This is a genomic window from Virgibacillus kimchii, from assembly GCF_055379185.1.
Map to the genome: position 1 here is coordinate 491,114 of NZ_AP043951.1, position 25,098 is coordinate 516,211.

The 25,098-nt window shown below is 40.0% G+C and carries 22 protein-coding genes; 19 read left to right on the forward strand and 3 right to left on the reverse strand.

Going from position 1 to position 25,098, the window contains the following annotated elements:
* The first annotated feature begins 76 nt into the window (after positions 1-76).
* A complete protein-coding gene (locus ACZ42C_RS02550) occupies positions 77-1,108 on the forward strand; it encodes a SepM family pheromone-processing serine protease (RefSeq protein ID WP_461182328.1) in 1,032 nt (343 codons plus the stop codon).
* A 111-nt stretch (positions 1,109-1,219) separates the two neighbouring features.
* Here ACZ42C_RS02550 and ACZ42C_RS02555 read toward each other — a convergent pair whose 3' ends face one another.
* Positions 1,220-2,437, reverse strand: a complete 1,218-nt coding sequence (locus tag ACZ42C_RS02555) for a nucleotidyltransferase (RefSeq protein ID WP_461182327.1) — start codon at positions 2,435-2,437, stop codon at positions 1,220-1,222.
* A 307-nt stretch (positions 2,438-2,744) separates the two neighbouring features.
* Between ACZ42C_RS02555 and ACZ42C_RS02560 the strand changes: the two genes are divergently transcribed.
* The 4 genes from ACZ42C_RS02560 (at position 2,745) to ACZ42C_RS02575 (ending at position 5,122) form a co-directional block, all read left to right on the forward strand.
* On the forward strand, positions 2,745-3,278 hold the full coding sequence (locus tag ACZ42C_RS02560) for a YceD family protein (RefSeq protein ID WP_464891323.1): 534 nt from the start codon (positions 2,745-2,747) through the stop codon (positions 3,276-3,278).
* Positions 3,279-3,429: 151 nt separating this feature from the next.
* Positions 3,430-3,603, forward strand: coding sequence for a 50S ribosomal protein L32 (rpmF, locus tag ACZ42C_RS02565; protein WP_164215363.1), 174 nt, complete (start codon positions 3,430-3,432; stop codon positions 3,601-3,603).
* A 193-nt stretch (positions 3,604-3,796) separates the two neighbouring features.
* Entirely contained in the window at positions 3,797-4,564 is a 768-nt protein-coding gene (locus tag ACZ42C_RS02570; RefSeq protein WP_461182325.1) for an enoyl-CoA hydratase/isomerase family protein, read from the forward strand.
* Between the two features lie 84 nt (positions 4,565-4,648).
* Entirely contained in the window at positions 4,649-5,122 is a 474-nt protein-coding gene (locus ACZ42C_RS02575; protein WP_461182324.1) for an RsfA family transcriptional regulator, read from the forward strand.
* Positions 5,123-5,265: 143 nt separating this feature from the next.
* Here ACZ42C_RS02575 and ACZ42C_RS02580 read toward each other — a convergent pair whose 3' ends face one another.
* Complete coding sequence (locus ACZ42C_RS02580; protein WP_461182323.1) at positions 5,266-5,745, reverse strand: N-acetyltransferase; 480 nt, start codon at positions 5,743-5,745, stop codon at positions 5,266-5,268.
* Positions 5,746-5,925: 180 nt separating this feature from the next.
* On the opposite strand from ACZ42C_RS02580, the gene ACZ42C_RS02585 reads away from it, so the two are divergent.
* The gene (locus ACZ42C_RS02585; RefSeq protein ID WP_461182322.1) at positions 5,926-6,774 is read left to right on the forward strand and encodes a 2-dehydropantoate 2-reductase; all 849 of its coding nucleotides are present in this window, start codon (positions 5,926-5,928) and stop codon (positions 6,772-6,774) included.
* Between the two features lie 160 nt (positions 6,775-6,934).
* On the opposite strand, the gene ACZ42C_RS02590 is transcribed toward ACZ42C_RS02585, so the two are convergent.
* Positions 6,935-8,173, reverse strand: coding sequence for an IS4 family transposase (locus ACZ42C_RS02590; protein ID WP_461183818.1), 1,239 nt, complete (start codon positions 8,171-8,173; stop codon positions 6,935-6,937).
* Positions 8,174-8,376: 203 nt separating this feature from the next.
* Between ACZ42C_RS02590 and ACZ42C_RS02595 the strand changes: the two genes are divergently transcribed.
* The 13 genes from ACZ42C_RS02595 (at position 8,377) to ACZ42C_RS02655 (ending at position 24,830) form a co-directional block, all read left to right on the forward strand.
* Complete coding sequence (locus tag ACZ42C_RS02595) at positions 8,377-8,760, forward strand: DUF3397 domain-containing protein (protein WP_461180996.1); 384 nt, start codon at positions 8,377-8,379, stop codon at positions 8,758-8,760.
* 162 nt (positions 8,761-8,922) lie between these two features.
* Complete coding sequence (gene bshC, locus ACZ42C_RS02600; RefSeq protein ID WP_461180997.1) at positions 8,923-10,542, forward strand: bacillithiol biosynthesis cysteine-adding enzyme BshC; 1,620 nt, start codon at positions 8,923-8,925, stop codon at positions 10,540-10,542.
* 194 nt (positions 10,543-10,736) lie between these two features.
* A complete protein-coding gene (mraZ, locus tag ACZ42C_RS02605) occupies positions 10,737-11,168 on the forward strand; it encodes a division/cell wall cluster transcriptional repressor MraZ (RefSeq protein ID WP_461180998.1) in 432 nt (143 codons plus the stop codon).
* A 115-nt stretch (positions 11,169-11,283) separates the two neighbouring features.
* Positions 11,284-12,261: a 16S rRNA (cytosine(1402)-N(4))-methyltransferase RsmH gene (gene rsmH / locus ACZ42C_RS02610; protein ID WP_461181094.1), complete on the forward strand. Its 978-nt coding sequence runs from the start codon at positions 11,284-11,286 to the stop codon at positions 12,259-12,261.
* Positions 12,261-12,638, forward strand: coding sequence for a cell division protein FtsL (gene ftsL / locus ACZ42C_RS02615; RefSeq protein WP_461180999.1), 378 nt, complete (start codon positions 12,261-12,263; stop codon positions 12,636-12,638). The genes rsmH and ftsL overlap by 1 nt, the downstream gene beginning before the upstream one ends.
* A 16-nt stretch (positions 12,639-12,654) precedes the next feature.
* A complete protein-coding gene (locus ACZ42C_RS02620; RefSeq protein WP_461181000.1) occupies positions 12,655-14,895 on the forward strand; it encodes a penicillin-binding transpeptidase domain-containing protein in 2,241 nt (746 codons plus the stop codon).
* Between the two features lie 231 nt (positions 14,896-15,126).
* Positions 15,127-17,058, forward strand: coding sequence for a stage V sporulation protein D (locus tag ACZ42C_RS02625; RefSeq protein ID WP_461181001.1), 1,932 nt, complete (start codon positions 15,127-15,129; stop codon positions 17,056-17,058).
* A 279-nt stretch (positions 17,059-17,337) separates the two neighbouring features.
* A complete protein-coding gene (locus tag ACZ42C_RS02630; RefSeq protein WP_461181002.1) occupies positions 17,338-18,810 on the forward strand; it encodes a UDP-N-acetylmuramoyl-L-alanyl-D-glutamate--2,6-diaminopimelate ligase in 1,473 nt (490 codons plus the stop codon).
* A 5-nt stretch (positions 18,811-18,815) separates the two neighbouring features.
* The gene (locus ACZ42C_RS02635) at positions 18,816-20,174 is read left to right on the forward strand and encodes a UDP-N-acetylmuramoyl-tripeptide--D-alanyl-D-alanine ligase (RefSeq protein ID WP_461181003.1); all 1,359 of its coding nucleotides are present in this window, start codon (positions 18,816-18,818) and stop codon (positions 20,172-20,174) included.
* Between the two features lie 103 nt (positions 20,175-20,277).
* Entirely contained in the window at positions 20,278-21,264 is a 987-nt protein-coding gene (mraY, locus tag ACZ42C_RS02640) for a phospho-N-acetylmuramoyl-pentapeptide-transferase (RefSeq protein ID WP_461181004.1), read from the forward strand.
* On the forward strand, positions 21,261-22,610 hold the full coding sequence (murD, locus tag ACZ42C_RS02645; protein WP_461181005.1) for a UDP-N-acetylmuramoyl-L-alanine--D-glutamate ligase: 1,350 nt from the start codon (positions 21,261-21,263) through the stop codon (positions 22,608-22,610). The genes mraY and murD overlap by 4 nt, the downstream gene beginning before the upstream one ends.
* Positions 22,611-22,688: 78 nt before the next feature.
* A complete protein-coding gene (gene spoVE / locus ACZ42C_RS02650) occupies positions 22,689-23,804 on the forward strand; it encodes a stage V sporulation protein E (RefSeq protein ID WP_461181006.1) in 1,116 nt (371 codons plus the stop codon).
* A 222-nt stretch (positions 23,805-24,026) separates the two neighbouring features.
* Complete coding sequence (locus tag ACZ42C_RS02655; RefSeq protein WP_461181007.1) at positions 24,027-24,830, forward strand: cell division protein FtsQ/DivIB; 804 nt, start codon at positions 24,027-24,029, stop codon at positions 24,828-24,830.
* Positions 24,831-25,098: the final 268 nt, after the last annotated feature.

Genomic DNA, 25,098 nt, shown 5'->3' on the forward strand with positions numbered 1-25,098 from the left:
AATTGACATGGATAATACAGGCTGATTTTTCAGCTCTATAGCATTAGCGGCAGCCGGAAGTGGAAGGAGTTCATACATGATATTTAAAAAGAAACGTATATTAACGCTCGTTATTATTGTGATTGTTGCTTATTTTTTAGCGGCTTTTAATTTGCCGTATTATATATATAAACCTGGTGCAGCGGATGAATTGGATCCGATTGTGGAAGTGGATAATGGGTTTATAGGTGAAGGCGATATGCACCTTGTGACTGTTAGTGGGGGACAGGCAACCCCCATTCAATACATATGGGCTATGTTTTTGCCGCATCATGAGATAAGACCATTGGAGGAAGTAAGGCCGGATGGAATTACGGATGATGAATATATGCATGCACAGCTGCAAATGATGGAAAGCTCACAGCAGGCTTCTACGGTGGTAGCTTATGAACTGGCAGGTGAAGAAATAAATATTGAATATAATGGGGTTTTTGTGGTTTCTGTAATGGATGGCATGCCGGCAGAGGGAAAACTTCAAATGGGAGATCGCATTATTGGAATTGACGGAGAAGAAATTACTGAAGCGGATGATTTAATAAATTACGTTCAGGATAAGGAAGCAGAGGAAACAATTACAGTAGAATTTATCCGGGAAGAAGAGACAATGGAAGAAACGATTACACTTGAATCTATAAGTGATTTGGATGACAGGCCGGGTATTGGTATTCAGCTTGTTACTGACCGGGGTGTGACGGTACATCCTGAAGTAAGCTTCTCGAGCGGAAGAATCGGTGGTCCTAGTGCTGGGTTAATGTTTTCCCTGGAAATCTACAATCAGCTGACAGACGATGATATTACGAAGGGATATGATATAGCAGGAACCGGAGAAGTTGATTATGACGGCAATGTTTACCGGGTTGGCGGCGTGGATAAAAAAATAGTAGCGACTGATAATAAGGGTATTGACATTTTTTTTGCCCCGAATGAAAATGGAAATGCTCATTCAAATTACCATATTGCCCTGGAAAAAGCGGAGGAAATCGGGGCAGAAATGGAAGTTGTTCCAATTGATACGGTGGAAGAAGCAATTGATTATTTAGAGGGTTTGGAACCGAGTACTGGTTCATAATATCATTCGTTTATATCAGTCGTTTGAAAGGAGGTCGGGAGAGCAACATGAAGGTGGCTCTCCCGGCCGTTTATTTTAAATAGCAAATACAGCCTCTTTACTGTTTAATGGTCAGGTTGGTTGGATCACCGGTGGTTGAAATTCCTGCCTTCTCAGTTTGAATTTTTTACCGGGAGGGAGAACGCTATAATACGCGTTACTTGCCCTTTCTTCCATTAAAAGCATCGGGTCTGCATTTTTGGTGATGTTAGTCACCAGCGGGACATCAAATTCTTTTTTAAATCGATTTAAATAGGATTGTCCTTTTTTTGTCATTCCCAGCAATCTGATATATGGTACGGTTGTATCCTTTTTTAATAACTCCATTTCTTCTTTAGTTGTGTTTGTTAAAATATGTACAAAAATACGTTGCAGCCTTGTCCGCGTATACCTTTTTGTTTTTAATCCGTTCATCCAGCTCTGAAAGGAAGTTACCATTTTTGCTGACTTTTTAATTCGATACTCCAGCCCTTCTTCCACATCGTGAATATTTGCAAGTTCTTCCAGCGACATGGTCATGACGCGATAATGAAGAAAAGGGAAATACGTTTCCCATGTATGCCAGACTCCTGATGCTGTTTTATAGTTCTGCATTTGTAATTGAGTTTCATACGGCATCGTTTTTTTCAGCTTTTCCGTAATCCCGCCTGTATCAAATATTGCCTTTCTTATACTGGTCGCACTGGCGATGGAGCTTGTAACAGATTGGTCATGGTAGTTATTATTTGTACGCTTGATAGTATAGGCATCCATCGATAACCGGCGGTCCAAAATAGTCTTTACATAACTGAAACCAAGAATATTATTCGGTTTGGAAAGGTCCATTTCATCGGTGGTCAGACCGATCTGCCCGTATGCAATTCTGCTGGCCTCGGGAAAAGCGGTACCCTTTTGTAATTCTGACTTTAATACTTCCTGGAAAAGATGCTTTTTTCCTTCAAATTGATGATATGCTGTTTTAAAATACTCTATATTTCCCGACTCACTTCCAAAACAAATGCTATCTGCGCCGATTTCATTTAATGTGAGTACCGCCCCTTTTGCAAAAAAATCACTGCTTTGGACAGCATATGGATACGGAAGTTCCAGCATAATATCAACCCCTGCGTGCAAAGCAGCCCTGGTACGATGGAATTTATCAATGATAGCCGGTTCTCCTCTCTGCAGAAAAGAACCGCTCATCACAGCGATTATACAGTCAGCATCTGTCGTCATTCTTGATTGTTGGAGATGATATAAGTGACCGTTATGAAACGGATTATATTCAACAATTAAACCGCATGCTTTCAACCCGACCAACCCCTGAAATTATTTTGTTATTTATTGTACCAAAAAACGCTTCTTTTCGCATAAACATTCCCAACACTGTCATTTTGGTTAACTGCCTGGTTCCTTGGGAAGTATAATGGGTAATACTTCAGCTGCAGATGGAAAACACGAAAAAAGATAGATCGCTTTTATGTTTAAAGATAAGGATAAGTTTTTTGTGATCCAGTTATTTTTATAAAAATGATCGATTTATTAAAGCATGTAAAGAGATTATGTTGACAAATTGTGTTTTTTCTTTTAAAATAACTCTTGTTGTCTCGAGGTGATAATGGTGAAATTTTCTATCGCACAATTGAGAAAAAGTGCGCTTCATGAAGCTTTTACCTTTGATGAAACTGTAGACGTTTCAGAATTGGAAGAAATGAATAATGATATTAGAAAAACAGAACCCATGCATGTGGCTGGAAGAAGTTATGTGCAGGGAGAACAATTTATCTTTGACTTTCATATTCATGGAAAAGTGATCCTGCCCTGTGCACGTACGCTCATTGATGTGCCGTATACGATAGACGTACGGACGAGCGAAGTCTTTGCACTTTCCGACCAGGCGGATGAAGAGAATGAAATTCATCCGATAGTAGGAGAAGTAATAGATCTGTCCCCTTACATTAAAGAGCATATCATATTAAATATACCTTTTCGTGTATACTCGGAAGATGCGCTCGACCCGGAAAGCACAGTCAATAAGGGGCAAGGATGGGAATTGATTGCCGAAGAGGATAAAAAGGCAAACAAGATAGATCCCCGGTTGAAAAAGTTGGAAAGTTTGCTGAAGGAAAATAAAAGCGATAGAGAAGAATGAGCAAAACTTATTTGATTAGATCTTAGGTCCGGATTTAGGAGTTTTTTCCTAATCGATATGTGACGGAATCCTTGGTTTGACTATTTCAGTGCCTGGGTTTTACGGGTTTACATGTTAAAGGAGCCAGAGTTTCTAAAAGGAGGTGTAAGTCATGGCAGTACCAAAAAGAAGAACTTCCAAAAAAGTAAAAAATCAACGTCGTACGCATAAAAAACTGCAAGTACCCGGCATGGTGGAATGCTCAAATTGCGGTGAATTAACAAAGCCTCATCATGTTTGCAAGTCCTGTGGTCATTATGACGGCAAAGAAGTGGTAAGCAGTTAATGATGAATGGATAAAGGGAGCTGTCCGAGTTACAATTGGGCAGCTTTTTTGTGTTCCGGATGATAGTTCTCTCCCGGGTATTTAATGACTTAAAAGCAGGCGTTTTTCCTATAACTGAATCTTACGCGGGAAACTAAGCTTGATTTTTCTTCTGGAGGACGATTACTATTAAATTAAAAAGGAGTGGATATGCTTGTCTGAATTGGTAACCTATGCAAGGAATGAATCAGGATATGGAGAAATATGTCTAAACCGTCCTGAAAAAAATAATGCTGTTTCACAGGAAATGACTGAGGAACTCACATCCAAAATAGAGGAAGCGAAAGGGGACCAGATCAAATTTTTAGTGGTAACCGGTCGAGGTAAGATGTTTTGTGCAGGTGGGGATTTACTTGATTTGCATGGTGACTTATCAACAGATGAAGCGTTTTCCCGCTTATATCCGATGAAAGAGGTATTATTTGAATTGGCTAATTTTCCTGTGCCAACCATCGCTTTGTTGAATGGGAACGCATTGGGCGGCGGGTGTGAATTGGCCACGGCTTGTGACATCAGAATTGCTAAAGCTTCCACGGAATTCGGTTTTGTTCAAACAAAACTGGGGATTTTGCCTGGATGGGGCGGAGGAGCACTGTTGTATGAAAAAGTGAACCCAAGCTTTGCCATGTATTGGTTAATGGAAGCAAGTATACTTGAAGCAGATTATTTGTTACAGCATGGTTGGTTACATAAAATCGTACCTATTGAAACATGGGGTGAACCTGCCAACGATGTGTTAAAACCTTACATAGCCAAGTCATACGCGCAAATGAAAATGCTGAAACTTCAATACAAGAAAAAAATATCAAGTCTAGGCCTGTCATCTTTTATGAGTGAAGAAGTCAGGAATTGTGCGAACCTTTGGGAGACGGAGGAACATAAAGCAGCTCTCAGGCAATTTCTAAATCGGGACAGGAGCTGAAAATGTTCCATAAAAAGCTAAACATGTATTCTATCACCCCTACTTTATGCATACATTGATAGCAAACGTATAAGGAGGGATGGTATGAATGCTACTCGGCAAGACGCCTGGTCAAAGGATGAAGACATCATTTTGGCTGAAACGGTATTACGCTATATACGGGAGGGCCGAACCCAGCTCGAAGCCTTTAAAGAAGTAGCCAATAAGCTGTCGCGAACTTCCGCTGCATGTGGTTTTCGGTGGAATGCCACGATAAGAAAACAATATCAGGAAGCTATTTTGGCAGCTAAGGAAGATAGGAAAAGAGGGGGGCGGAAAGAGTCTCCTCAATGGAATGAAGCAGAGCCTATGGATAAAGATTCCATAGAGGCAGCGATTCATGTATTGGAGAAGATGAGAAAAGATTTTTCCAATGAAAAAATGGATCAGCAAAAGCAACAGGAAGATATGGTAGCATACTTAAAAAATGAGAATGAAAGACTGAAAAAAGTACTTGCCAGATATGAAAGTAACTGGGAAGAAATGAAAGAAATCTGGAAACGGGCTAAGATGGAATGAGATGTAATAACTTAGATTTGTTTTCCTGAAAACCTATAGGGTGAATTATATTGCACATTCACTGAAAAGGACATAAAAAAGACATGAAGGGGGTGGACTCATTCATGTCTTTTATTATTGCCGATTTTCTCCAATTATCTAACCTATTGACCGGTTTCCTGTTCGCTAACACCTACCGGCAACCAGATTAACGGGTTTTCTCCTAAATCTCTTTCCATATCATATTGTGCTTTTTGGAATCCCATTTTTTCCCAAAAACCATGTGAATTTATTCTTGGGTTTGTTTTAATAGGGAGTCCAAAGCTTTTGGCGAAATCAACCAATTGCTTACCGTATCCTTTACCCTGATAATTAGGTAATACCTCCAATTTCCAAAGTGTTAAATAGTCCTGTGGTGGATCGAAGTAATGATCATACTTTGCTTTGATTTTGTATAAACTCATTCTTGCAATCAAGTTGTCTCCAAAATAAATTCCATAAAATGGAGAATCAACGTAATTTTCAACGATATTATTTTCAAGATCTTCCTGCATGGAAAGTTCCTGATTACCATATTCTTTAAAATGCTTAAACTTTTCAAGTGTTTTATAATTAATTTTCAGCTTCTCTACCTTGGTTGGCATAGTATCTTCTCCTCCATAAAAAATACAATGTTGTCAGAAATATTTTAGCTTTTCTGTTTATTTTATTATAATATAAAAAAGGAATAAAGAAAATCATTCCAGTTCATTTTAACATTTTTCATTTCGGGTTCCTATATTATTTTAATAAATTTTGAGATTTAAACTGGAGGAGGAGAAAAAGTGAACATCGGGATCATTGGGGGCGGTTCGACTGGTTTGTTGCTGGCCTCCTATCTATCCACCGAGCATACTGTGACTATTTATGTACGCAGAGAAGAGCAAAAAATGAAACTGAACGAAAATGGGGTTGTGTTGGAAGGTACTTCGGGAAGCATTAATATACGTGCCTTGCTCAGTGTGGAATTGCAAAGAGAGGACTGTTATATTATTTGTGTAAAACAAGGTGCCGTGTCTGCTATTGTACCGCTGATTCAGTGTGTCAATGAAAATATACCGCTGATTTTTTTACAGAACGGAATGGGTCACCTGGAAGAAATAAATAAATTAACCAATCCGGTTATGGTCGGAGTGATTGAGCATGGTGCTTTTAAGGCAGGGGATCATATTGTGGAACATACCGGAAGAGGCAGGATTAACCTGGCGGCCTACCAGGGGGAAGAGCATTTGTTATATAAAATTGTCAAAGCGTTGAATCAGATGGATTTTCCTTTTGAATTTAATCGAGATTACGTGACTTTACTTCAGAAAAAATTGGTAATAAACGCGGTAATCAATCCCCTGACTGCACTATTCAAGGTACCCAACGGGGAAATAATGCGCAATCCCTACTTGCGTAAGATGGCATATATAATTTGTGATGAGGCGTGTGCCGTATTGGGAATGGCTGTTTCAAAGGAGTGGACAAGGGTGGAAAATATATGCAAAAAAACGGAAAAAAATCGTTCTTCCATGCTTAAAGATATTTTGGACAATAGAAAAACGGAAGTCGAAGCAATATCCGGCTATATTGTGAAAAAGGGCAAGGGTTTCACTATTCCCTATACAACTTTTTTGTATGACAGTCATTAGCATTGCATAAAACCTAAAAATTAAAGTCAAGCAAAGATTTCATAAGTAACATTAATATGATGCAATATTCTGACTGCACCTCATTCCGAACAGTGAAAAAAAGTTAATACAGGAATAAGTGTAGTCCTTGTCAGATAATTTGAATTATATTAAAAAGTAATTAAAATAAAGGATCAAACGTTAAATCGTTTAAATGACTCACCTCCTCAAGTGCAAATTGACGCTCTATGAACTTAAATTCTCTCTCCCAACGATTTGCTCGCCGTCCTTTTGACGTGCGTTCAGGCTTTCTAAAGAGGGAACGAATGAATTTATCCAGTCCTTCAAATAAGTTGGTTTGCAACTTTCGGTGTACGTCTAATAATGATCCTTTATGATGTAAGTTTCGCTGCATTAAAAGTTCTAAACAGTATGTAATGAGCGCAATCCAGATTTGATTGTAAACGGCATTCTCGCTTTTTCCGTAGAATGTTTTCAGGTGTAAATGCTGTTTCATCCATTTGAAAAAGGTCTCTATTTTCCATCGGTAGCGATACAAGTCACCAATCTCATTAGCGGAAAGATGGAAGCAGTTTGTGATAATGATAACCGTATTACCTTCACTATCTTCTGTTTCAATTAACCTTAATGATCTAGTCATTTGGTTTTTTCCTTTTCCTAAGATAACTTTCTGGTCCTTAAATATGAGAGAGTCTGGATTTGCCTCATATTCTTGAAGTACTTTTACTTCAGCGTTCTTTTTCAACCGTGTAATAAAACGAACTTTTTCCATGCAAAGCTTATCAAATTGTTTGTAATCGTTGTAACCCCGATCAAATAGATAGACAGCATCAGGTACGATTTCAATAAGTTCATTCATCTGTGTTCGATCTGCATGCTTGGCTGGTGTAAGTACACCACTATCAGGCAATACCATGTCTTTTGTAACAACTACCTGAAGATGAAGCCGAACGCCGGCTTTTGTTTTACGGAATGTTGCCCATGGATATTGCGTCAGGGACATACTCATCGTTGTCGAATCAATGACATGAAGTCTTGAGATTTGTTGAGAAATAGGCTGCCCTTTCTGCCGAGCATGGATGTTAAAAACAAGATGGTGAAAGACCTTCTCAAAAACTTTTGGTGATAAAGCTCCCAGCTTCCTTGAAAGTTGAGAGGTGCTAATATCAAATCCCATATGGCGGTTTAATTTGTCATCATCTTTCACCTTTTGGGTAAGGTGCGCTAAACTATCAACCTCATTTATGTGGGCTATGATAAGCAACTGTAAAAATTTATGAGCTGTCAGTTTTTTAACGTACTTATCAAGATCGATCACATTGATTAATTTCGTAAAAGTTTGTTCGTTTATTATCTTTAATAATTCATTTATTGTTGTTTTTGTGTTATCCTTGTCCATGTGATGCTCCTTATAATTAGGGATTTGGACAAGAACTACTACCCTAATTATAAGGCTTTTTTTATGCAATTGTAAGTATTATTACCTATATTGGGAATATTTTTTACTAGATGTAATGCTTGACAAAATGGTTGATAAATTAATGCAATGCTAATGTATGACAGTATAAAAGCACTGGAAATAAAGAAGGGAATTACAGACTGATGATGGTCGATATTATTAGTTATATTATCGCTTTTTTTATTACCGTCCCTGCCATTGCGACATGGCTTGTTTATTTTATCCTGCTAAAATGGAATTGGCCTAAGCTAAAGGCATTTCATCAGGCTGTAAACTGGACTACACTGTTGTATATTATTGCTGTCCTTATATTGATTTATTTAAACTTTAATATGAATTTGACGGGTATTTTTATTATTCTCTTCCTCACTTCTTTAGCCGTCATTATTTTTATACAGTGGAAGATGAATATGGAGGTTTTGTTGAGCAAAGCAATTAAATTATTATGGAGAACTTTGTTTCTTCTTTTTGGGTTTCTCTATGTTTGTCTATTTATTTTTGACATTGGTTACCGGATCTTTTATTAGGATGCCAGTCTGTCCTATCGCTGCTTTATGTTATCAGATTGTGAAAGTGGATAGGAATAGTCAGCTTTATTTCTCGGCGAATACTAAACAGAATGAGTGAAATAACATGATAATTTATGTACAATACATATGGATATCATAAACGTAAGGGGCATCGGAATTATGCAGGTTGATCCAGTAGGGATACAAAATAAAAGCAAGTTAATACGCGATTACAGGGCCAATGATAAAAAGTTAATGTCTTTTTTTGATTATGAGCCGTTTACCCAGTTTGCTGATCGTGTGCAGGAGTTGAAACAGCGTCATTTTAATCGGAGGCATTTGACCGATGTTTTACATAACCTGAACCGTGGATGGGGTGCTCCGGAGGCTGCTTTGGATAATATAGAACGATTAAAGGATGAAAACAGTACAGTGGTTATTGGAGGTCAGCAGGCTGGACTGTTGACCGGCCCAATGTACACGGTAAATAAAGTGATTTCCATTATTCAGTTTGCAAGACAGAAAGAAGAGGAGCTGAACATTCCGGTAATTCCGGTCTTCTGGATTGCGGGTGAGGATCATGACTTCGATGAAATTAATCATGTATTTCTGCCGCATAATGGACAGATGGAAAAGTACAAACATCCGCAGAAAGTCTACGAGAAAAAGCCGGTTTCCGATATAAAGATAAATAAGCAGGAAACGAAGCATTGGCTGGAGACACTATTTCAGCAACTTCAGGAAACGGAATATACCAATAAATTATACCACTCGCTGGAAAATTGTTTGATGAAATCGGACAGTTACGTGGATTTTTTTGCCCGGCTTATCCATCAATTATTTGAAGTGGAAGGTCTTGTGCTGGTCGATTCAGCACATCCTGATTTACGTAAACTGGAAAAAGATCATTTTGCCGGTATGATCCGTTCACAGTCTGAGATAGCCGAAAGTGTGCACCAATCCTTGAAGGAGCTTGAAAAGATTGGGTACGAGGTGCCTTTGGAAGCGGAGGAGGATGACGGCCATTTATTTTATCATAAGGAAACGGAGCGCATCCTGCTTAAAAAGACCAAGGAAGGAACGTGGAAGGGGAAGCAAAATGAAGTCTGCTTCACTACAGAAGAATTGTTGGATATTGCAGAGCATCATCCTGGGCGGTTGAGCAATAATGTTGTAACCAGACCCTTGATGCAGGATTTGTTGTTCCCTACCCTGGCATTTATTGGCGGACCGGGTGAAATTGCATATTGGGCTTCATTAAAGAACGCTTTCCATACACTGGATATTAATATGCCCCCTGTAGTTCCAAGATTATCATTTACTTTTTTGGAACGGCATATTGAAAGATGCGGGAAAAAGTATAAGATCTCCTTTGATACCGTTATAAATGAAGGGACGGAACGGTTAAAAAAACAATGGCTTGAGGCTAAAAACAATCCATCCATTCAGGATGTGGCGGCTTCCATTAAACAGCAAATAAAGGAAGCCCATCAACCATTAAGGGAAATTGCAGCAGGCATCAGCACAGACATTGGTGATTTATCGGAAAAGAACTTATTTTATTTAAAGAGAAATATTGATTATATGGAAAAAAGGATGATGAAAGCCGTACAGGAAAAATATGAGAAAGAAGTTTCTGAATTTAATATGATTCATACATCCTTATTCCCGAATAATAATTTACAGGAACGGATGTGGACCCCCTTGCCGTGGATTAATTCATACAGTCCCCGGTTCATCAGTAAACTGGCATCCGAATCATTATCCTTTGAAAACGAACATTATATTATTTCGATTTAAAAGGGGAACCACTCTCCCCCACAAGTGAATTATTTTTCTCTAAAAGCTGTCTATCATTGATATGACAGCTTTTTTTATGTGTAATAAATTTCTATGAAGCAGATGTAATAATTAAAATAATACTTTTTTATTAAATTTGTGGTGAATAGTGGGGAGATGTGGTAAGATGATTATACGAAAGTGGGGCGGACTATATGTTTATGGGTGAATTCCAACATAACATAGATGTAAAAGGCAGGATTATCGTGCCTTCCAAGTTCCGGGAAGGGCTTGGGGAAAGCTTTGTTCTCACCCGTGGACTGGATAAATGTTTGTTCGCTTACCCAATGAATGAATGGAAATCTTTAGAAGAAAAATTAAAAAACCTCCCACTGACAAAAAAAGATGCCAGGGCTTTTACACGATTCTTCTTCTCCGGCGCTGTGGAATGTGAAGTGGATAAGCAGGGAAGAATAAACATTCCCCCGCCTCTTCGCAATTATGCTGCACTGGATAAAGAATGTGTAGTTATTGGTGTATCGAACCGGATTGAATTCTGGGCAAGCGACAATTGGGACGATTATTTTACCGAATCAGAAGAGTCGTTTGCCGAAATTGCAGAAAACCTGATGGATTTCGATATATAAGCATGTGAGCTGGCTGGATTGGCGCGTAGGGATTTTTATTTCAATGTCAAGAATACGTGTTTTGTCAACATGCCAAGGCGGGAAGATCATTCATGCTGGAAAAGTGGGTGTAACTATGTTTGAACATTACAGTGTATTAAAGGATGAAACAGTGACAGGTTTGTCGGTTAAGCCTGACGGGATTTATGTGGATTGTACTTTGGGCGGTGGAGGCCACGCGGAACAAATTGCCTCAAAATTAAACCCGGATGGTCTTCTCATAGGATTTGACCAGGATATAGACGCGTTGACTGCTGCAAAAGAAAGATTAACCCCCTACCATGACCGGATCCTGTTTATCCATTCAAACTTTACAGATTTAAAAAACCAATTAAATGAAAATAACATTGATCATGTGGATGGTATCATATTTGACCTTGGTGTTTCTTCACCGCAGCTTGACCGAAAAGAGCGCGGATTTAGTTATCAGGATAATGCCAAATTGGATATGAGGATGGATCAAAACCGGGAAATAACTGCTTTTGAAATCATTAATTCCTGGTCTTACGGGCAATTGGTCTCTATCTTTTTTAAATATGGAGAAGAAAAATTTTCAAAACAAATTGCCAGGAAAATAGAGCAGCATCGAAAAAAAGAGACAATAGAAACCACGCACCAGCTTGTTGATATTATTAAAGAAGCAATACCAGCTCCGGCAAGGAGAACAGGCGGGCATCCCGCAAAACGAATTTTTCAGGCGCTGCGTATTGCGGTAAACGATGAGCTGAATATATTTAATGATGCGCTACATCAGGCCGCGGAAGTTGTTTCCAAAGAAGGAAGAATTGCGGTAATAACATTTCATTCGCTGGAGGATAGAATCGCCAAGCAGGCTTTTAAAGCTTGGAGTACAGAGAAACCAACGCCAAGAAATTTACCGGTGGTGCCGAAGGAGTTTGCAGCACCCTTTAAAATGATTACCAAGAAACCAATTGTACCAGGAGAAAAAGAACTACAGGAGAACAGAAGATCCCGGTCGGCTAAATTACGGATTGTTGAAAAAGTAAATGAATGGAATGAAAATTTTACATACAGAGAAGGGTGGAATAAGTAATGCGTGAGAATCAGGCCTTTGACTGGCGGCAACGAATGCAGGCGGATGCTGTGCCAAAGAGAGAGCAAAAGGTAACTGTAAAAGTTCGGAAGCAGGGATGGCTCACAAAGGGTGAAAAAATAATCTATTCCTTAGTTGGTATATGCATCATTGCAGCCGGTGGCTTTATAGTTTCCTTTTCCTCGTCAACAGACAGCCTGAACAGGGATCTTCAGCAATTGGAGCAAACCGTGCAGAATCAGCAGGTGATAAATGAAAGCCTGCTATTTGAAGTGAAGGAGCTGGAGCGGCCTGAACGAATCACGAAAATCGCCAGGGAAAATGGGTTGAAAATACAGGACACAAAAATAAAACAAGCGCAAAGTGTGAATAATTAAGCAAGGCGGTTTATAGATGAAAACGAATAAAACGACGCATTTTATGGCGGGGATACTGATTATTCTGTTTGTTGGAGTGTTTTTGGTGTTGTCCGGACGTTTTTTATATATTCAGGCCACAGGAGAAGTGGATGATGTATCATTAACGGAATGGGCAGATGAGAGACGCACTGCGTCCTTTTCATTGGATTCCGAGCGTGGCAAAATATACGATAAAAATGGGATGACGCTGGCATATGACATGCCTGTATACCGATTGTATGCAATAGTTGAGGAAGACTACTCTACAAACCCCGGCAACCCACAGCATGTGGTTGATCCTGCAGAAACTGCTGAGAAACTGGCACCAATCATGGAAGCGGATGAGAGTGAACTCCTGGAGCGTCTGGAAAACGGGATGGAAAACGATGCTTTTCAGGTGGAATTCGGAAGTGAAGGCCGGGAGTTGACCCAGCAACAGATGGAAGAAATAGATTCTTTGGAACTTCCAGGGATTAATTTTGAAAAAGAGTCCATTCGCTATTACCCCAATGGCATGTTTGCTTCCCATATTATCGGATTTGCCAGAGATACGGAAATAGAAACCGAGGATGGTATTACAAGGGACATTACTGGTGTTGTCGGTATGGAAAACGAGATGGATGAATTGTTAAGCGGAAAGGATGGCTATATATCATACCAGCGTGATAAATATAATAAAAAATTACTGGATCCAAATGAGGTCATTACATTACCGGAAGATGGTGATGACGTATATTTGACAATAGACCAAAAGATCCAAACCTTATTGGAAGACACATTGACCGAGGTAGATGCCATTTACAGTCCGGAAAGAATGACAGCAATTGTCATGGATCCAAAAACCGGTGAAATCCTGGCCATGAGCAACAGACCAAGTTATAACCCCAATGAACCGTCCGATGTGGAGAATTGGTACAATGACGTCATTTCCACACCAGTAGAACCGGGTTCTTCGGTAAAAATGTTTACCTGGGCAGCGGCGATTGAAGAGGGAGTTTATAACGGAGAAGAGGCTTTTGAGTCAGGGAGTTACACTGTTAACGAACGTATTCAGCCGATCAATGACCATAATAGGGGAGAAGGATGGGGAAGTATTTCCTATGATGAAGGGTTTGAGCGTTCCTCCAACGTAGCGGCCGCAAAGCTGTTATGGGAGAAAGTGGGAGCAGATACATACCTGGAATATTTGGAAGCATTTGATTTGGATAAACCCAGCGGTATAGATCTGCCGGGGGAAGTAGCAGGGCGGATATTATATAATTGGCCTTTGGAGAAGATAACTACTTCCTTTGGCCAGGGAAGCACCATGACACCAATACAGCAAATGAAGGCAGCTTCTGCTATAGCAAATGGCGGTAAAATGCTTCAGCCCTATGTTATTCAGAAAATAGTTGATTCCACTACAGGGGAGGTAATGGAGGAGAAGCATCCCAATGTAGTTGGAGAACCGATATCTGAAGAAACCTCAAAAGAAGTGCTGAAACTGTTGGAGTCTGTCGTACACGGCGAGAATGGAACTGGGAAAATGTACCAGCTGGATGATTATACGGTTGGAGGCAAAACAGGTACAGCGCAAATTCCGAATCCGGATCCTGGCCAGGCATATTTATCCGGCCGTGAAAATTATATATTTTCTTTTTTGGGAATGGCGCCTATGGATGACCCGGAACTTATGATGTACGTATCGGTGAAACAGCCGGAATTGGAACCATCAGAAGCTGGGTCGGCACCTGTATCCTTTATTTTTAATAATGTGATGGAAAACAGCTTGCATTATTTGAACATTGAACCTGATAAAGATAAGCAGGGGTCGGTTCGGCAGGTGGAAGTTCCGAAACTCATCGGAACAGATCCTGAAATCACCAGTGAGTCTTTAGTGGAAGAAGGAATAAAAGTTACTGTAATTGGCTCAGGTGAAGTAGTTGGGGCAAATGTGAAAGAGGGTGAGCACATCTTCCCGAATAACCATATTATGCTTGTTACGGATCAGCCGGAAATGCCGGATATTTCAGGGTGGTCAAGACGTGAAGTTTTACAGTTAACCGATCTGCTTGAATTAAAAACGGAAACGTTTGGACACGGCTTTGTTTCTACACAACATATAAGTGAAGGTACTCCGCTGAATAGAGGGGATTATCTCGGAGTGGAATTCAATCCGCCGAATGATGCTGAAGGCAATGAAACTCCAGAAAGTGAAGCAGAGATGGAAGAAGATGAAACAGACAACGCAGGATAGTTTGCTGGGATTTAAGAGATATTTGAATTGATAGGCTGCTCGGGTTATCAGAATCATCATTACCTTTAGTGTATGTACTCAGCTTAAGAGGTGGTTGATGTAAGTCTGATTATCCCCGGATAGCCTTTTTCTTTTGCATTGAAATGATACACGCTTCAGATAAGTTCTATTCATTTATTCTCATTCATATAGTTGATACAAGCCTACCTATGAAAGAAAAGGGGATGGAATATGAAACGTGTATCTGCTGTAACGGTGAAAAAAAGAATAGTAACTGTTTTTCTATTTGGGCTCATTATCTTTCTTGTCATCATTGTCAGGCTGGGTTATGTTCAGTTTGCGCTTGGGGACGAACTGATGGAAAAAGCGAATGATCTATGGACAAGGGATATTGTTTTTGAGCCTGAAAGAGGACTGATCCTTGATACAAATAATGAAGTCTTGGCTGAGAACGTAACCGCACCATCCATCATTGCTACCCCAAGACAAATTACAAACCCACAGAAAACTGCAGAAATCCTGGCTGAAATCCTGGATGTATCTGTGGAGAAAGTATTTGAAAGCATTACTAAAAATACATCCAGTGTCATGATTCGGCCTGAAGGAATTAAAATTTCCGAGGAGCAGGAGCTTGCGATAAGAACGGCAAACCTTGAAGGGATCTATCTGGCTAAGGATTCCAAAAGGCATTATCCATTTGATGAAAATTTATCCCATGTCTTAGGGTTTGCTGGTATTGATAACCAAGGCTTAATGGGACTGGAGTTGTTTTATGATGATAAATTAAAAGGTGAACAAGGCAGTTTGTCTTTTTTCTCTGATGCAAAAGGAAGAAGACTGGATGATTTAGCCGATGTATATTCTCCACCCTCAGATGGTTTAAATTTAAGAACAACCATTAACGCAAAAGTGCAATCCATCATAGAAAGAGAGCTTGATTTAGCTGTCTCGAAATATAATCCGGACGGCGCACTTGCCATTGCAGTCAATCCCAAGACAGGTGGCGTGCTGGGGATGTCAACAAGACCAAATTTTCATCCGGAAAATTATCAGGATGTGGAAGCGGACGTATTTGACCGCAACCTGCCTATCTGGAGCACATATGAACCGGGTTCTACCTTTAAAATTATTACACTCGCTGCCGCACTGGAAGAAAATGCAGTTGATTTACTGGAAGATGAATATCATGATGATGGAGATATTGAAGTGGGTGGTTCCCATTTACATTGCTGGAAAAGTGGTGGTCACGGGCATCAAAACTATTTGGAAGTGGTGCAAAACTCCTGTAACCCGGGGTTTGTAAATCTGGGTCAAATGCTTGGAACGGAAAAACTGTTTACTTATATAGAAAATTTCGGGTTTGGTAAGAAAACAGGCATCGATTTGCAGGGAGAGGGAAATGGAATATTATTTAACCAGGAAAATGTCGGTCCTGTTGAACTGGCAACTACTGCATTTGGACAGGGAGTCTCAGTGACTCCGATTCAACAGGTAATGGCTGTGGCTGCAGCGGTAAATGGTGGTTACCTCTATGAACCATATATCGCAGATGAGTGGGTTGATCCTGTGACAGAGAAAGTAGTGGAAAAAAAGGAGCCTAATTTAAAACAGAGGGTTATTTCGTCGTCAACTTCAGAAGAAATTAGATATGCATTGGAAAGTGTAGTAGCTGAAGGTACGGGACGGCCGGCTTATGTGGACGGTTACCGTGTTGGCGGGAAGACCGGGACTGCACAAAAGGTTGGCAAAGACGGCAGATATATGGAAGATAATTATATAGTATCTTTTATCGGATTTGCACCTGCTGATGACCCGGAAATTGTTGTTTATGTTGCTGTGGACAATCCAAAAAACACAGTTCAATTTGGCGGGGTGGTGGCAGCCCCCATTGTGGGTTCCATTATTGGCGACAGTCTTCGTGCCATGGAGGTTGAACAACGTGAAGATGGGCTGGAAAAAGATTATCAGTGGCCGGAGGAACCGAAAGTTGAAGTTCCGGATTTAATTGGTTTAACGAAGGGTGAACTTGCAGAATACATGTTAAATTTATCTGTGGAAACAGACGGGCAGGGAGAATATATTATTGATCAGGCGCCTGAAGCCGGTACAAAAGTGGAACAGGGAGCAGCAGTAAGAATTTATTTATCTGAAAAGGATCGTTAAAAACGATGAAGTTTGCTATAATGAAAAAGAAAATTTAATGTTGTAGAAGAAAAACACAGATAGCCCCTCCGGGCAAGCTATGAAAGGAAGCAGGGGGTATTCTGAAGCGAAGCCGCAGATCCGGTTGGGAAAAGATGTATTTGACATTTTTCGGTTATGGATGAAATAGCCGGTGAAGCAGACAACATGACGATATTTGACGGAGTGATGTTTATCCGGAATAAAAAAGGGTAAACAGCAGGAAGCAAAAATGAAGATTACGAAGATAGGATGTTTATCATGAAATTAACGGCATTACTTTCCGGTATACCTTTTTATGAAGCAAGTTCCCAGATTGACCATATCGAAATTGACGCATTGGAAATGGATTCAAGGACAGTTACAGAAGGAAGTCTGTTTGTATGTATTTCCGGCTTTACAGTAGATGGTCATCATTTTGTCGATCAGGCGGTCAGCAATGGTGCAGTGGCAATCATTGCGGAAAAACCGGTACAGGCTGATGTTCCGGTCATTACCGTTGCGGATACAGCAAGGACACTTTCCATGCTTGCTGTTAAATTCTATCAGGATCCAACGAAAAATCTTCCTTTAATCGGTGTTACCGGAACCAACGGGAAAACGACTGTTACGTATTTACTGGAAACTATATTTAATCATTTTAGAAAGAAGACTGCGGTGATCGGAACGATACAAATGAAAATTGGTGAAGATACTTATCCGGTCAATAACACTACTCCTGATTCCCTGCATTTGCAAAGGTCTTTTAGGAAAATGCTTGAAGAGGAAGTGGAACAAGGGATTATGGAAGTTTCCTCGCACGCTTTGGATATGGGAAGAGTGTTTGGCTGTCACTTTGATGTGGCTGTATTTACTAATTTATCACAGGATCATTTGGATTATCACAAAAATATTGACGATTATTTGAGAGCAAAAAGTCTTTTGTTCAGTCAATTGGGGAATACTTATGAGGAGCAGAATCAAAAATTCGCGGTTATTAATTCGGATGATCCGGCCAGTGATCTGTTAAAAAGGAGTACTGCACAGCATGTAATTACATATGGCTATAAGCAGGATGCCCAGGTTATGGCGAAGGATATCAGACTTGATGCTTCAGGCACGTATTTCCGCATGTGCACTCCGGCAGGGGAAATAGAAATAAACAGTAATCTGATTGGCAATTTTAATGTGTATAATATGCTTGCAGCCAGTGGAGCTGCAATAGCTACCAATATACCACTTGCTGTAATTAAGGAAGCACTGGAAAGTATTAAGGGAGTGAGCGGCCGGTTTGAAAGTGTGAACGCAGGACAGCCTTTCTCCGTCATCGTTGATTACGCTCATACCCCTGATTCACTGGAAAATGTACTGCAGACGGTAAAAGAATTTGCCGATAAAAAAGTTTTTGTCATTGTTGGATGCGGTGGCGACCGTGACCGGACAAAACGTCCGCTTATGGCCGGTGTTGCCCTTAAATATGCAAACCATGCCATCTTTACTTCCGATAATCCAAGAACAGAGGATCCACAGGCCATATTGGACGATATGACAGCCGAAATTCAAAACACATCTGAAAGCTATGAAGTCATTCCTGACCGAAAAAAAGCCATTCATCATGCTGTGCAGATCGCTGAAGAAGATGATATTATTTTGATTGCCGGTAAAGGACATGAAACTTATCAGCAAATCGGGCACACAAATTATGATTTTGATGACCGGGAAGTGGCCCGAGAGGCGATTCAAGCGAAGGAGTAATGGAAATGTTGTTTACTGTTAACTGGCTATCCGGCCTTTTTAAAGCAAATAAGGGAAATACGACAGATGAAAAACAAATTGCGGAAGTTTCTACAGACAGCAGAAAAAAAATGAACCAAGCTTTATTTGTCCCGATAATTGGAGAAAATTTTGATGGGCATCATTATATACTACAGGCTGTTGAACAAGGTGCTATTGCAACATTGTGGGATGAAAGGAAAGAGCTGCCCGCTGACTTGCCCGATGATTTTCCGGTTTATTTCGTAGATGATACCGTCATGGGGCTGCAGCGCACAGCAGAAAATTATCGTGCAGAAGTTGATCCTACAGTGATCGGAATAACCGGCTCAAATGGAAAAACGACGACGAAGGATATGGTAAGGGCAGTGGTGGAGACCACATATCAAACTCATTATACTAGAGGCAACTTAAATAATCACATTGGTCTTCCACTGACTATACTATCCATGAAGCGGGATACAGAGGTGCTCGTATTGGAAATGGGCATGAATCAATTTGGCGAAATAGAAACATTGTCAAAAATAGCGAGGCCCGATTATGCCATTATTACAAACATAGGTGAATCCCATATAGAATTTCTCGGATCCCGGGAAGGCATTGCCCGAGCGAAATTGGAAATACTTGATGGTCTTTGCGCCAACGGGAAGGTTATTATTGATGGCGATGAAAAACTGCTGGAAAAACTTCATGAACAGGAAAATGTCATAACAAGCGGGTATGGAAAGGAAAACACCAAAGTAATCGAGATTATCAGCATGGAATACAACCGTACTGATTTCAGGTTGAAGAACAGCGGGAAGTTTACAATTCCTTTATTAGGAAAACATCATGTGCATAATGCTTCCTATGCCATCTCAATTGGAGAGCTTTTAGATATAAAACAGGAAAAAATTCAACATGCTTTACAGCAACTGTCCAGAACATCGATGCGATTTGAAATGATTAAGGGAGCAAATGGAACATCCATCATAAACGATGCTTACAATGCTTCGCCAACATCGATGAAGGCAGCGATCGACGTTGTTAAGGAAATGGATGGCTTCAACCATAAGGTCCTCGTCCTCGGTGATATTCTCGAACTTGGTGTACATGCGGAAGAAATGCATCGTTCCATCGCTGAAAATATTACTGTGCCAATTACAGCCGTATTTACATATGGTGATCAGGCAGGGGTTATTTCGGAAAGTATCGCTGAAAAAAATAAGACGATCCATTCCCGGCATTTTACTTCAAAAGAAGCATTAATTAAGGAAATAAAGCATTATTTGGGAGAGGACTCCCTGCTGCTTTTCAAAGCTTCCAGAGGTCTGCAATTTGAAAAACTCATTGAAGAACTTTTGTAAAACAGGAGTAATTCCGGCAACAGATTAATTTTGCGGTACTTTTTAAATCCGCTCCATAAATGTAAACTTTGAAACGGACGGTTTTGTACTAGGAGGAGAAAACGTGAATATTTCAGTCTTATTAATAACAATAGCAATAGCATTTTTAATTACCGTCCTTTTATCTCCAATATTGATTCCATTTTTAAGACGATTAAAGTTTGGACAAAGCATTAGAGAGGAAGGACCTGAATCTCATTTGAAGAAAACCGGTACACCGACAATGGGCGGTCTTATGATTATTTTCAGCATTATCATAACCTCTGTGATTATGGTGGCCAGAACGGACCCTGAGGGGATTGGCTATGAATTATGGCTATTAATTTTTGTCCTGGCCGGATATGGCGTACTGGGATTTTTGGATGACTTTATAAAAGTTGCCATGAAACGTAATTTGGGTCTTACTTCCAAGCAGAAATTGTTTGGTCAAATTGTTATTGCGCTTATATTTTATTTTATTCTGCAAAGTCAAGGCTTTTCTACTACACTGCAAATACCAGGAACGCAAATGGAATGGGAATTGGGTTGGCTGTATGCCGTCCTGGTTATATTTATGCTTGTAGGTTCTTCCAATGCGGTAAATCTGACGGATGGTTTGGATGGACTTCTTGCTGGAACGGCAGCTATTGCATTTGGGGCTTTTGGCTTACTGGCGTGGTATGGATTCCCGCAATATGAGGTGACTGTCTTTTCCTTAGCTGTCGTTGGTGCGTTGCTTGGTTTCCTCGTATTCAATGCCCATCCCGCCAAGGTTTTTATGGGAGATACCGGATCCCTGGCCCTGGGAGCAGCCATTGCTGCTGTAAGTATTTTAACGAAAATGGAAATCTTGCTGGTTATCATTGGCGGCGTATTTGTTATTGAAACACTCTCGGTAATTATTCAGGTAGCCTCATTTAAAACAACAGGAAAAAGGGTATTTAAAATGAGTCCGCTGCATCACCATTATGAGCTGCTTGGCTGGTCGGAATGGAGAGTAGTGACGACCTTTTGGCTGGTAGGACTTATTTTTGCTGCACTCGGGATATATATTGAGGTGGGTTTAAATTGAAAAAATTAAAGAACTTTCCATACTCCCGTATACTTGTATTGGGTTTGGCAAAAAGCGGTACTGCAGCAGCAAAATTGTTGTTGGAAAACGACCGCTTAGTGCGAATAAACGATATTCAGGCAAAGGAAGAAGATGAAACGGTATTGGAATTAAAGTCGATGGGGGCAGAAACAATATTGGGCTCCCATCCTGTTTTTGTATTGGATGGCATGGAAATAGTAGTAAAAAATCCCGGCATCCCATACGATAACCCGATCATAAGAGAGGCGGAAAAGAGAGGACTTCCCATCATTACAGAAATTGAACTCGCCTACTCATTGACAGAGGGATTGCTCATCGGGGTTACCGGATCCAATGGAAAAACGACGACAACCACTCTGATTAAAGAAATGCTGATGGAAAGTGACCAACCGGTAAAAGCAGCAGGAAATATCGGATTGGTGGCCACAGACATTGCACAAACGTTAACAGAGGAAGAACATCTGGTATTGGAACTGTCTTCTTTTCAATTAATGGGAATTGAACATTTCCGGCCTGATGTCGCAGTGCTCCTCAATATTTATGAAGCCCATCTGGATTACCATAAAACAATGGATAATTACAGATCAGCCAAATACAACATTTTTAAAAACCAGTCCGCTGATGACTATTTGATATACAATGCGGACGACCCTGGACTTACAGAAGCGGCACAGACAGCAAATGCAAATACAATTCCTTTCTCGGTAAAAAAACCGCTGAAGGGTCATGGTGCATGGCTGGATGATACGTGGATATATTTTCATGATGAGAAAGTTATTCGTTTGAATGAAATTGTACTCGTTGGCGCTCATAATTTGGAAAATATCCTAGCCGCTGTTGCAGCAGCGAAAATCAGCGGTGCTTCCAATAAAGGAATCAACGAGGTTTTATCCACCTTTTCAGGTGTAAAACACCGCTTGCAATACATTCGAAACCATCGTGGACGATTATTCTACAATGATTCAAAGGCAACAAATATATTGGCTACCCAAAAGGCATTGGCCTCTTTCAATCAGCCGATTATTTTACTTGCCGGCGGGCTTGATCGGGGAAATGAATTTACGGAGTTGCTACCCTTCTTATCCAATGTAAAAACAATAGTAGCTTTTGGGGAAACGAAAGAAAAGTTAAAAGAAACCGCTGATACCGCAAATATAGCCACTATTATGACGGAAAATATGCATCAGGCGGTGGACGAAGCCTTCAAGCATTCCGTTGAAGGGGACGTCATTCTGCTATCGCCTGCATGTGCCAGCTGGGACCAATACCGTACCTTTGAAGAAAGAGGTGACATGTTTATACAAGCCGTGCATACATTATTATAGGGGCTTGTTGTGAACATGAGAATAAAATACATTAATTAAACAACACCCCTGCTTTAGAATACGATAAAGAGGGGTGTTATGTTGTCCAAAAAAAGGTTAACAAGCTTTCATAAACCGGATTACCTTCTCCTTTTCTCTATTATTTCTTTACTGATTATAGGAATTATTATGGTTTTCAGCTCTTCTTACGTGTGGTCTGATTACAAGTTTGGTGATGCTGCATTTTATTTGAAGAGGCAGATGCTTTTTATCATTGCCGGTATGATCAGTATGTTTTTTATTATGCAGGTTCCTTATGGTACATGGAAAAACTACGCGAAAGTAATATTAATTGGTTGTTTCGTATTACTATTTCTTGTCCTGATCCCGGGTATTGGTATGGTACGCGGTGGTGCACAAAGCTGGATAGGCGTCGGTGCATTCAGCATTCAGCCTTCGGAGTTTATGAAACTGGGTTTAATTATATTCCTGGCAGCTTACCTGTCTGCCAACCAAAAGAACATTACTTCATTTAAAAAGGGTTTTTTCCCTTCTCTTATATTGGTGTTTACTGCCTTTGGGCTCATCATGCTTCAACCTGACCTTGGAACGGGCATGGTGCTCGTATTAACTTGTATGCTGATGATTTTTGCAGCCGGGGCTAAACTGTCCCATTTTTTTGGACTGGCTGCTCTTGGAATGATAGGGTTTATTGGGTTAATTGCTTCTGCTCCTTATCGTATCAGCCGGATCACTGCATTTTTAAATCCCTGGGAAGACCCTTTGGGAGATGGATTCCAAATCATTCAATCTCTATATGCTATTGGGCCGGGTGGTTTAATGGGCCTCGGCTTGGGAGGTAGTCTGCAAAAGTATTTTTACCTGCCGGAACCGCAAACCGATTTTATTTTTGCGATTCTTGCAGAGGAGCTTGGGTTTATTGGCGGAACATTTGTCATCCTTTTGTTTGCCCTTTTGCTGTGGAGAGGAATAAAGGTTGCTCTGGAAGCGCCGGATGCTTTTTCCGGATTTTTGGCTCTCGGTATTGTCTCTATGCTGGTCCTGCAGGCGATGATTAATATTAGTGTTGTCATCGGGTTAATTCCGGTGACCGGGATTACCCTGCCATTCTTAAGTTATGGCGGCTCTTCCCTTACCTTAACTTTATGTTCAGTAGGAATTCTGTTAAATATAAGCAAGTATACAAGAGTGTAAATTGTATTTTTATTACCCGGAATAGACAAAAAATAGTTTATTCCGGGTAATATTTTGCCCTTAATAACTATTTGGTAAAAATTAATATATATTTTTACTGGATTCTAGTGAGGGGAGACTACAACTAACAGGGGGATATGTGATATAATTCATATAACATGAGAGTAGATAAAATCAATGTATAACTCTTTCTGTTAATTTATGTATAAAGGAAGAAATGGGATGGATGATAAAAAAATTGTTTCAATTGAGGATCGCATTCCAAAGTTGAAACAAGCCCGAAAGAAAAAGGCGAATCGGCGTCTCGTATTCTATCTTTCTATTTTTTTCTTTTTAATTTCCATTATTGTATATTTACAGTCACCTTTGAGTCATATAAAAACCATCCATGTAAACGGCAATAACTTTTTAACAGATGAAGAAGTAATTGAAATAAGCGAATTAAAATTGAAAACGAACATCTGGACTATAAATAAAGAGGAAATTGCTGAGGAAATGATGAATAATCCAATAGTGGAATCTGCAGAAGTTAATAGAGTGCTTCCAAGGACAGTGGAGATCAATCTTAACGAGTTTAAACATGTCGGTTATGTAGAGGAAGGAAACAACTATTTGCCAATATTGGGTAATGGAAGCGTATTGGCATCAATGAATCAGTCAACCCCTCAAGGGGATGCTCCGATCGTTATCGGCTTTTCCGATGCGGAATACCTGAACAGGCTGACAAATGAGCTTGCCAAACTACCGGAAAATATAAGTAAATTAATTTCCGAGATTCACTGGGTGCCCAGTGATAATCATAAAGACAAATTATTATTGTATATGAATGATGGTTTTCTGGTGAATGGATCGATAAGAAATTTTGCCGAAAGAATGGAAGTCTATCCTTCAATTGCAGGACAGCTTGATGGAGGGGAAAAGGGTATTATTCATATTGGTGTCGGTGCTTATTTTGAATCGTTCGATGAGCTGCCGGATGAGAATGATGAAGAAGGTGAAGCTGAAGATGGAGATACAGAAGAATAATTTCTCCGGAAAAGTCACATAAACTGCAGGTGTTACGAACTACTATGTGAATTATAATATGCACCGGTAAGAAAGACGGATGCCGAAACTGAAACCTATGATTCTATGGAATAGTGAACAAGCCAGGGATTCTATTGAAGTTCAAAGGAAATTCTTTATTTTTTAGGCTTATGAACATATATATATTTTCTTTTTACTGGATTATACTATAAAATAATTAATTATCGGGTATGAAAATTGTGAAGGATAAAGATAGATACTAACGGAA

What these genes read in the sequence shown, in the direction of transcription:
- ACZ42C_RS02630 (WP_461181002.1), top strand. Translation starts at nt 17,338, where the DNA reads ATGAAATTAACGGCATTACTTTCCGGTATACCTTTTTATGAAGCAAGT.
- ACZ42C_RS02595 (WP_461180996.1), top strand. Translation starts at nt 8,377, where the DNA reads ATGATGGTCGATATTATTAGTTATATTATCGCTTTTTTTATTACCGTC.
- bshC (WP_461180997.1), top strand. Translation starts at nt 8,923, where the DNA reads ATGCAGGTTGATCCAGTAGGGATACAAAATAAAAGCAAGTTAATACGC.
- ACZ42C_RS02590 (WP_461183818.1), bottom strand. Translation starts at nt 8,173, where the DNA reads ATGGACAAGGATAACACAAAAACAACAATAAATGAATTATTAAAGATA.
- ACZ42C_RS02580 (WP_461182323.1), bottom strand. Translation starts at nt 5,745, where the DNA reads ATGCCAACCAAGGTAGAGAAGCTGAAAATTAATTATAAAACACTTGAA.
- ACZ42C_RS02575 (WP_461182324.1), top strand. Translation starts at nt 4,649, where the DNA reads ATGAATGCTACTCGGCAAGACGCCTGGTCAAAGGATGAAGACATCATT.
- ACZ42C_RS02550 (WP_461182328.1), top strand. Translation starts at nt 77, where the DNA reads ATGATATTTAAAAAGAAACGTATATTAACGCTCGTTATTATTGTGATT.
- ACZ42C_RS02620 (WP_461181000.1), top strand. Translation starts at nt 12,655, where the DNA reads ATGAAAACGAATAAAACGACGCATTTTATGGCGGGGATACTGATTATT.
- mraZ (WP_461180998.1), top strand. Translation starts at nt 10,737, where the DNA reads ATGTTTATGGGTGAATTCCAACATAACATAGATGTAAAAGGCAGGATT.
- rsmH (WP_461181094.1), top strand. Translation starts at nt 11,284, where the DNA reads ATGTTTGAACATTACAGTGTATTAAAGGATGAAACAGTGACAGGTTTG.
- ftsL (WP_461180999.1), top strand. Translation starts at nt 12,261, where the DNA reads ATGCGTGAGAATCAGGCCTTTGACTGGCGGCAACGAATGCAGGCGGAT.
- spoVE (WP_461181006.1), top strand. Translation starts at nt 22,689, where the DNA reads ATGTTGTCCAAAAAAAGGTTAACAAGCTTTCATAAACCGGATTACCTT.
- ACZ42C_RS02655 (WP_461181007.1), top strand. Translation starts at nt 24,027, where the DNA reads ATGGATGATAAAAAAATTGTTTCAATTGAGGATCGCATTCCAAAGTTG.
- ACZ42C_RS02635 (WP_461181003.1), top strand. Translation starts at nt 18,816, where the DNA reads ATGTTGTTTACTGTTAACTGGCTATCCGGCCTTTTTAAAGCAAATAAG.
- ACZ42C_RS02560 (WP_464891323.1), top strand. Translation starts at nt 2,745, where the DNA reads ATGGTGAAATTTTCTATCGCACAATTGAGAAAAAGTGCGCTTCATGAA.
- rpmF (WP_164215363.1), top strand. Translation starts at nt 3,430, where the DNA reads ATGGCAGTACCAAAAAGAAGAACTTCCAAAAAAGTAAAAAATCAACGT.
- ACZ42C_RS02625 (WP_461181001.1), top strand. Translation starts at nt 15,127, where the DNA reads ATGAAACGTGTATCTGCTGTAACGGTGAAAAAAAGAATAGTAACTGTT.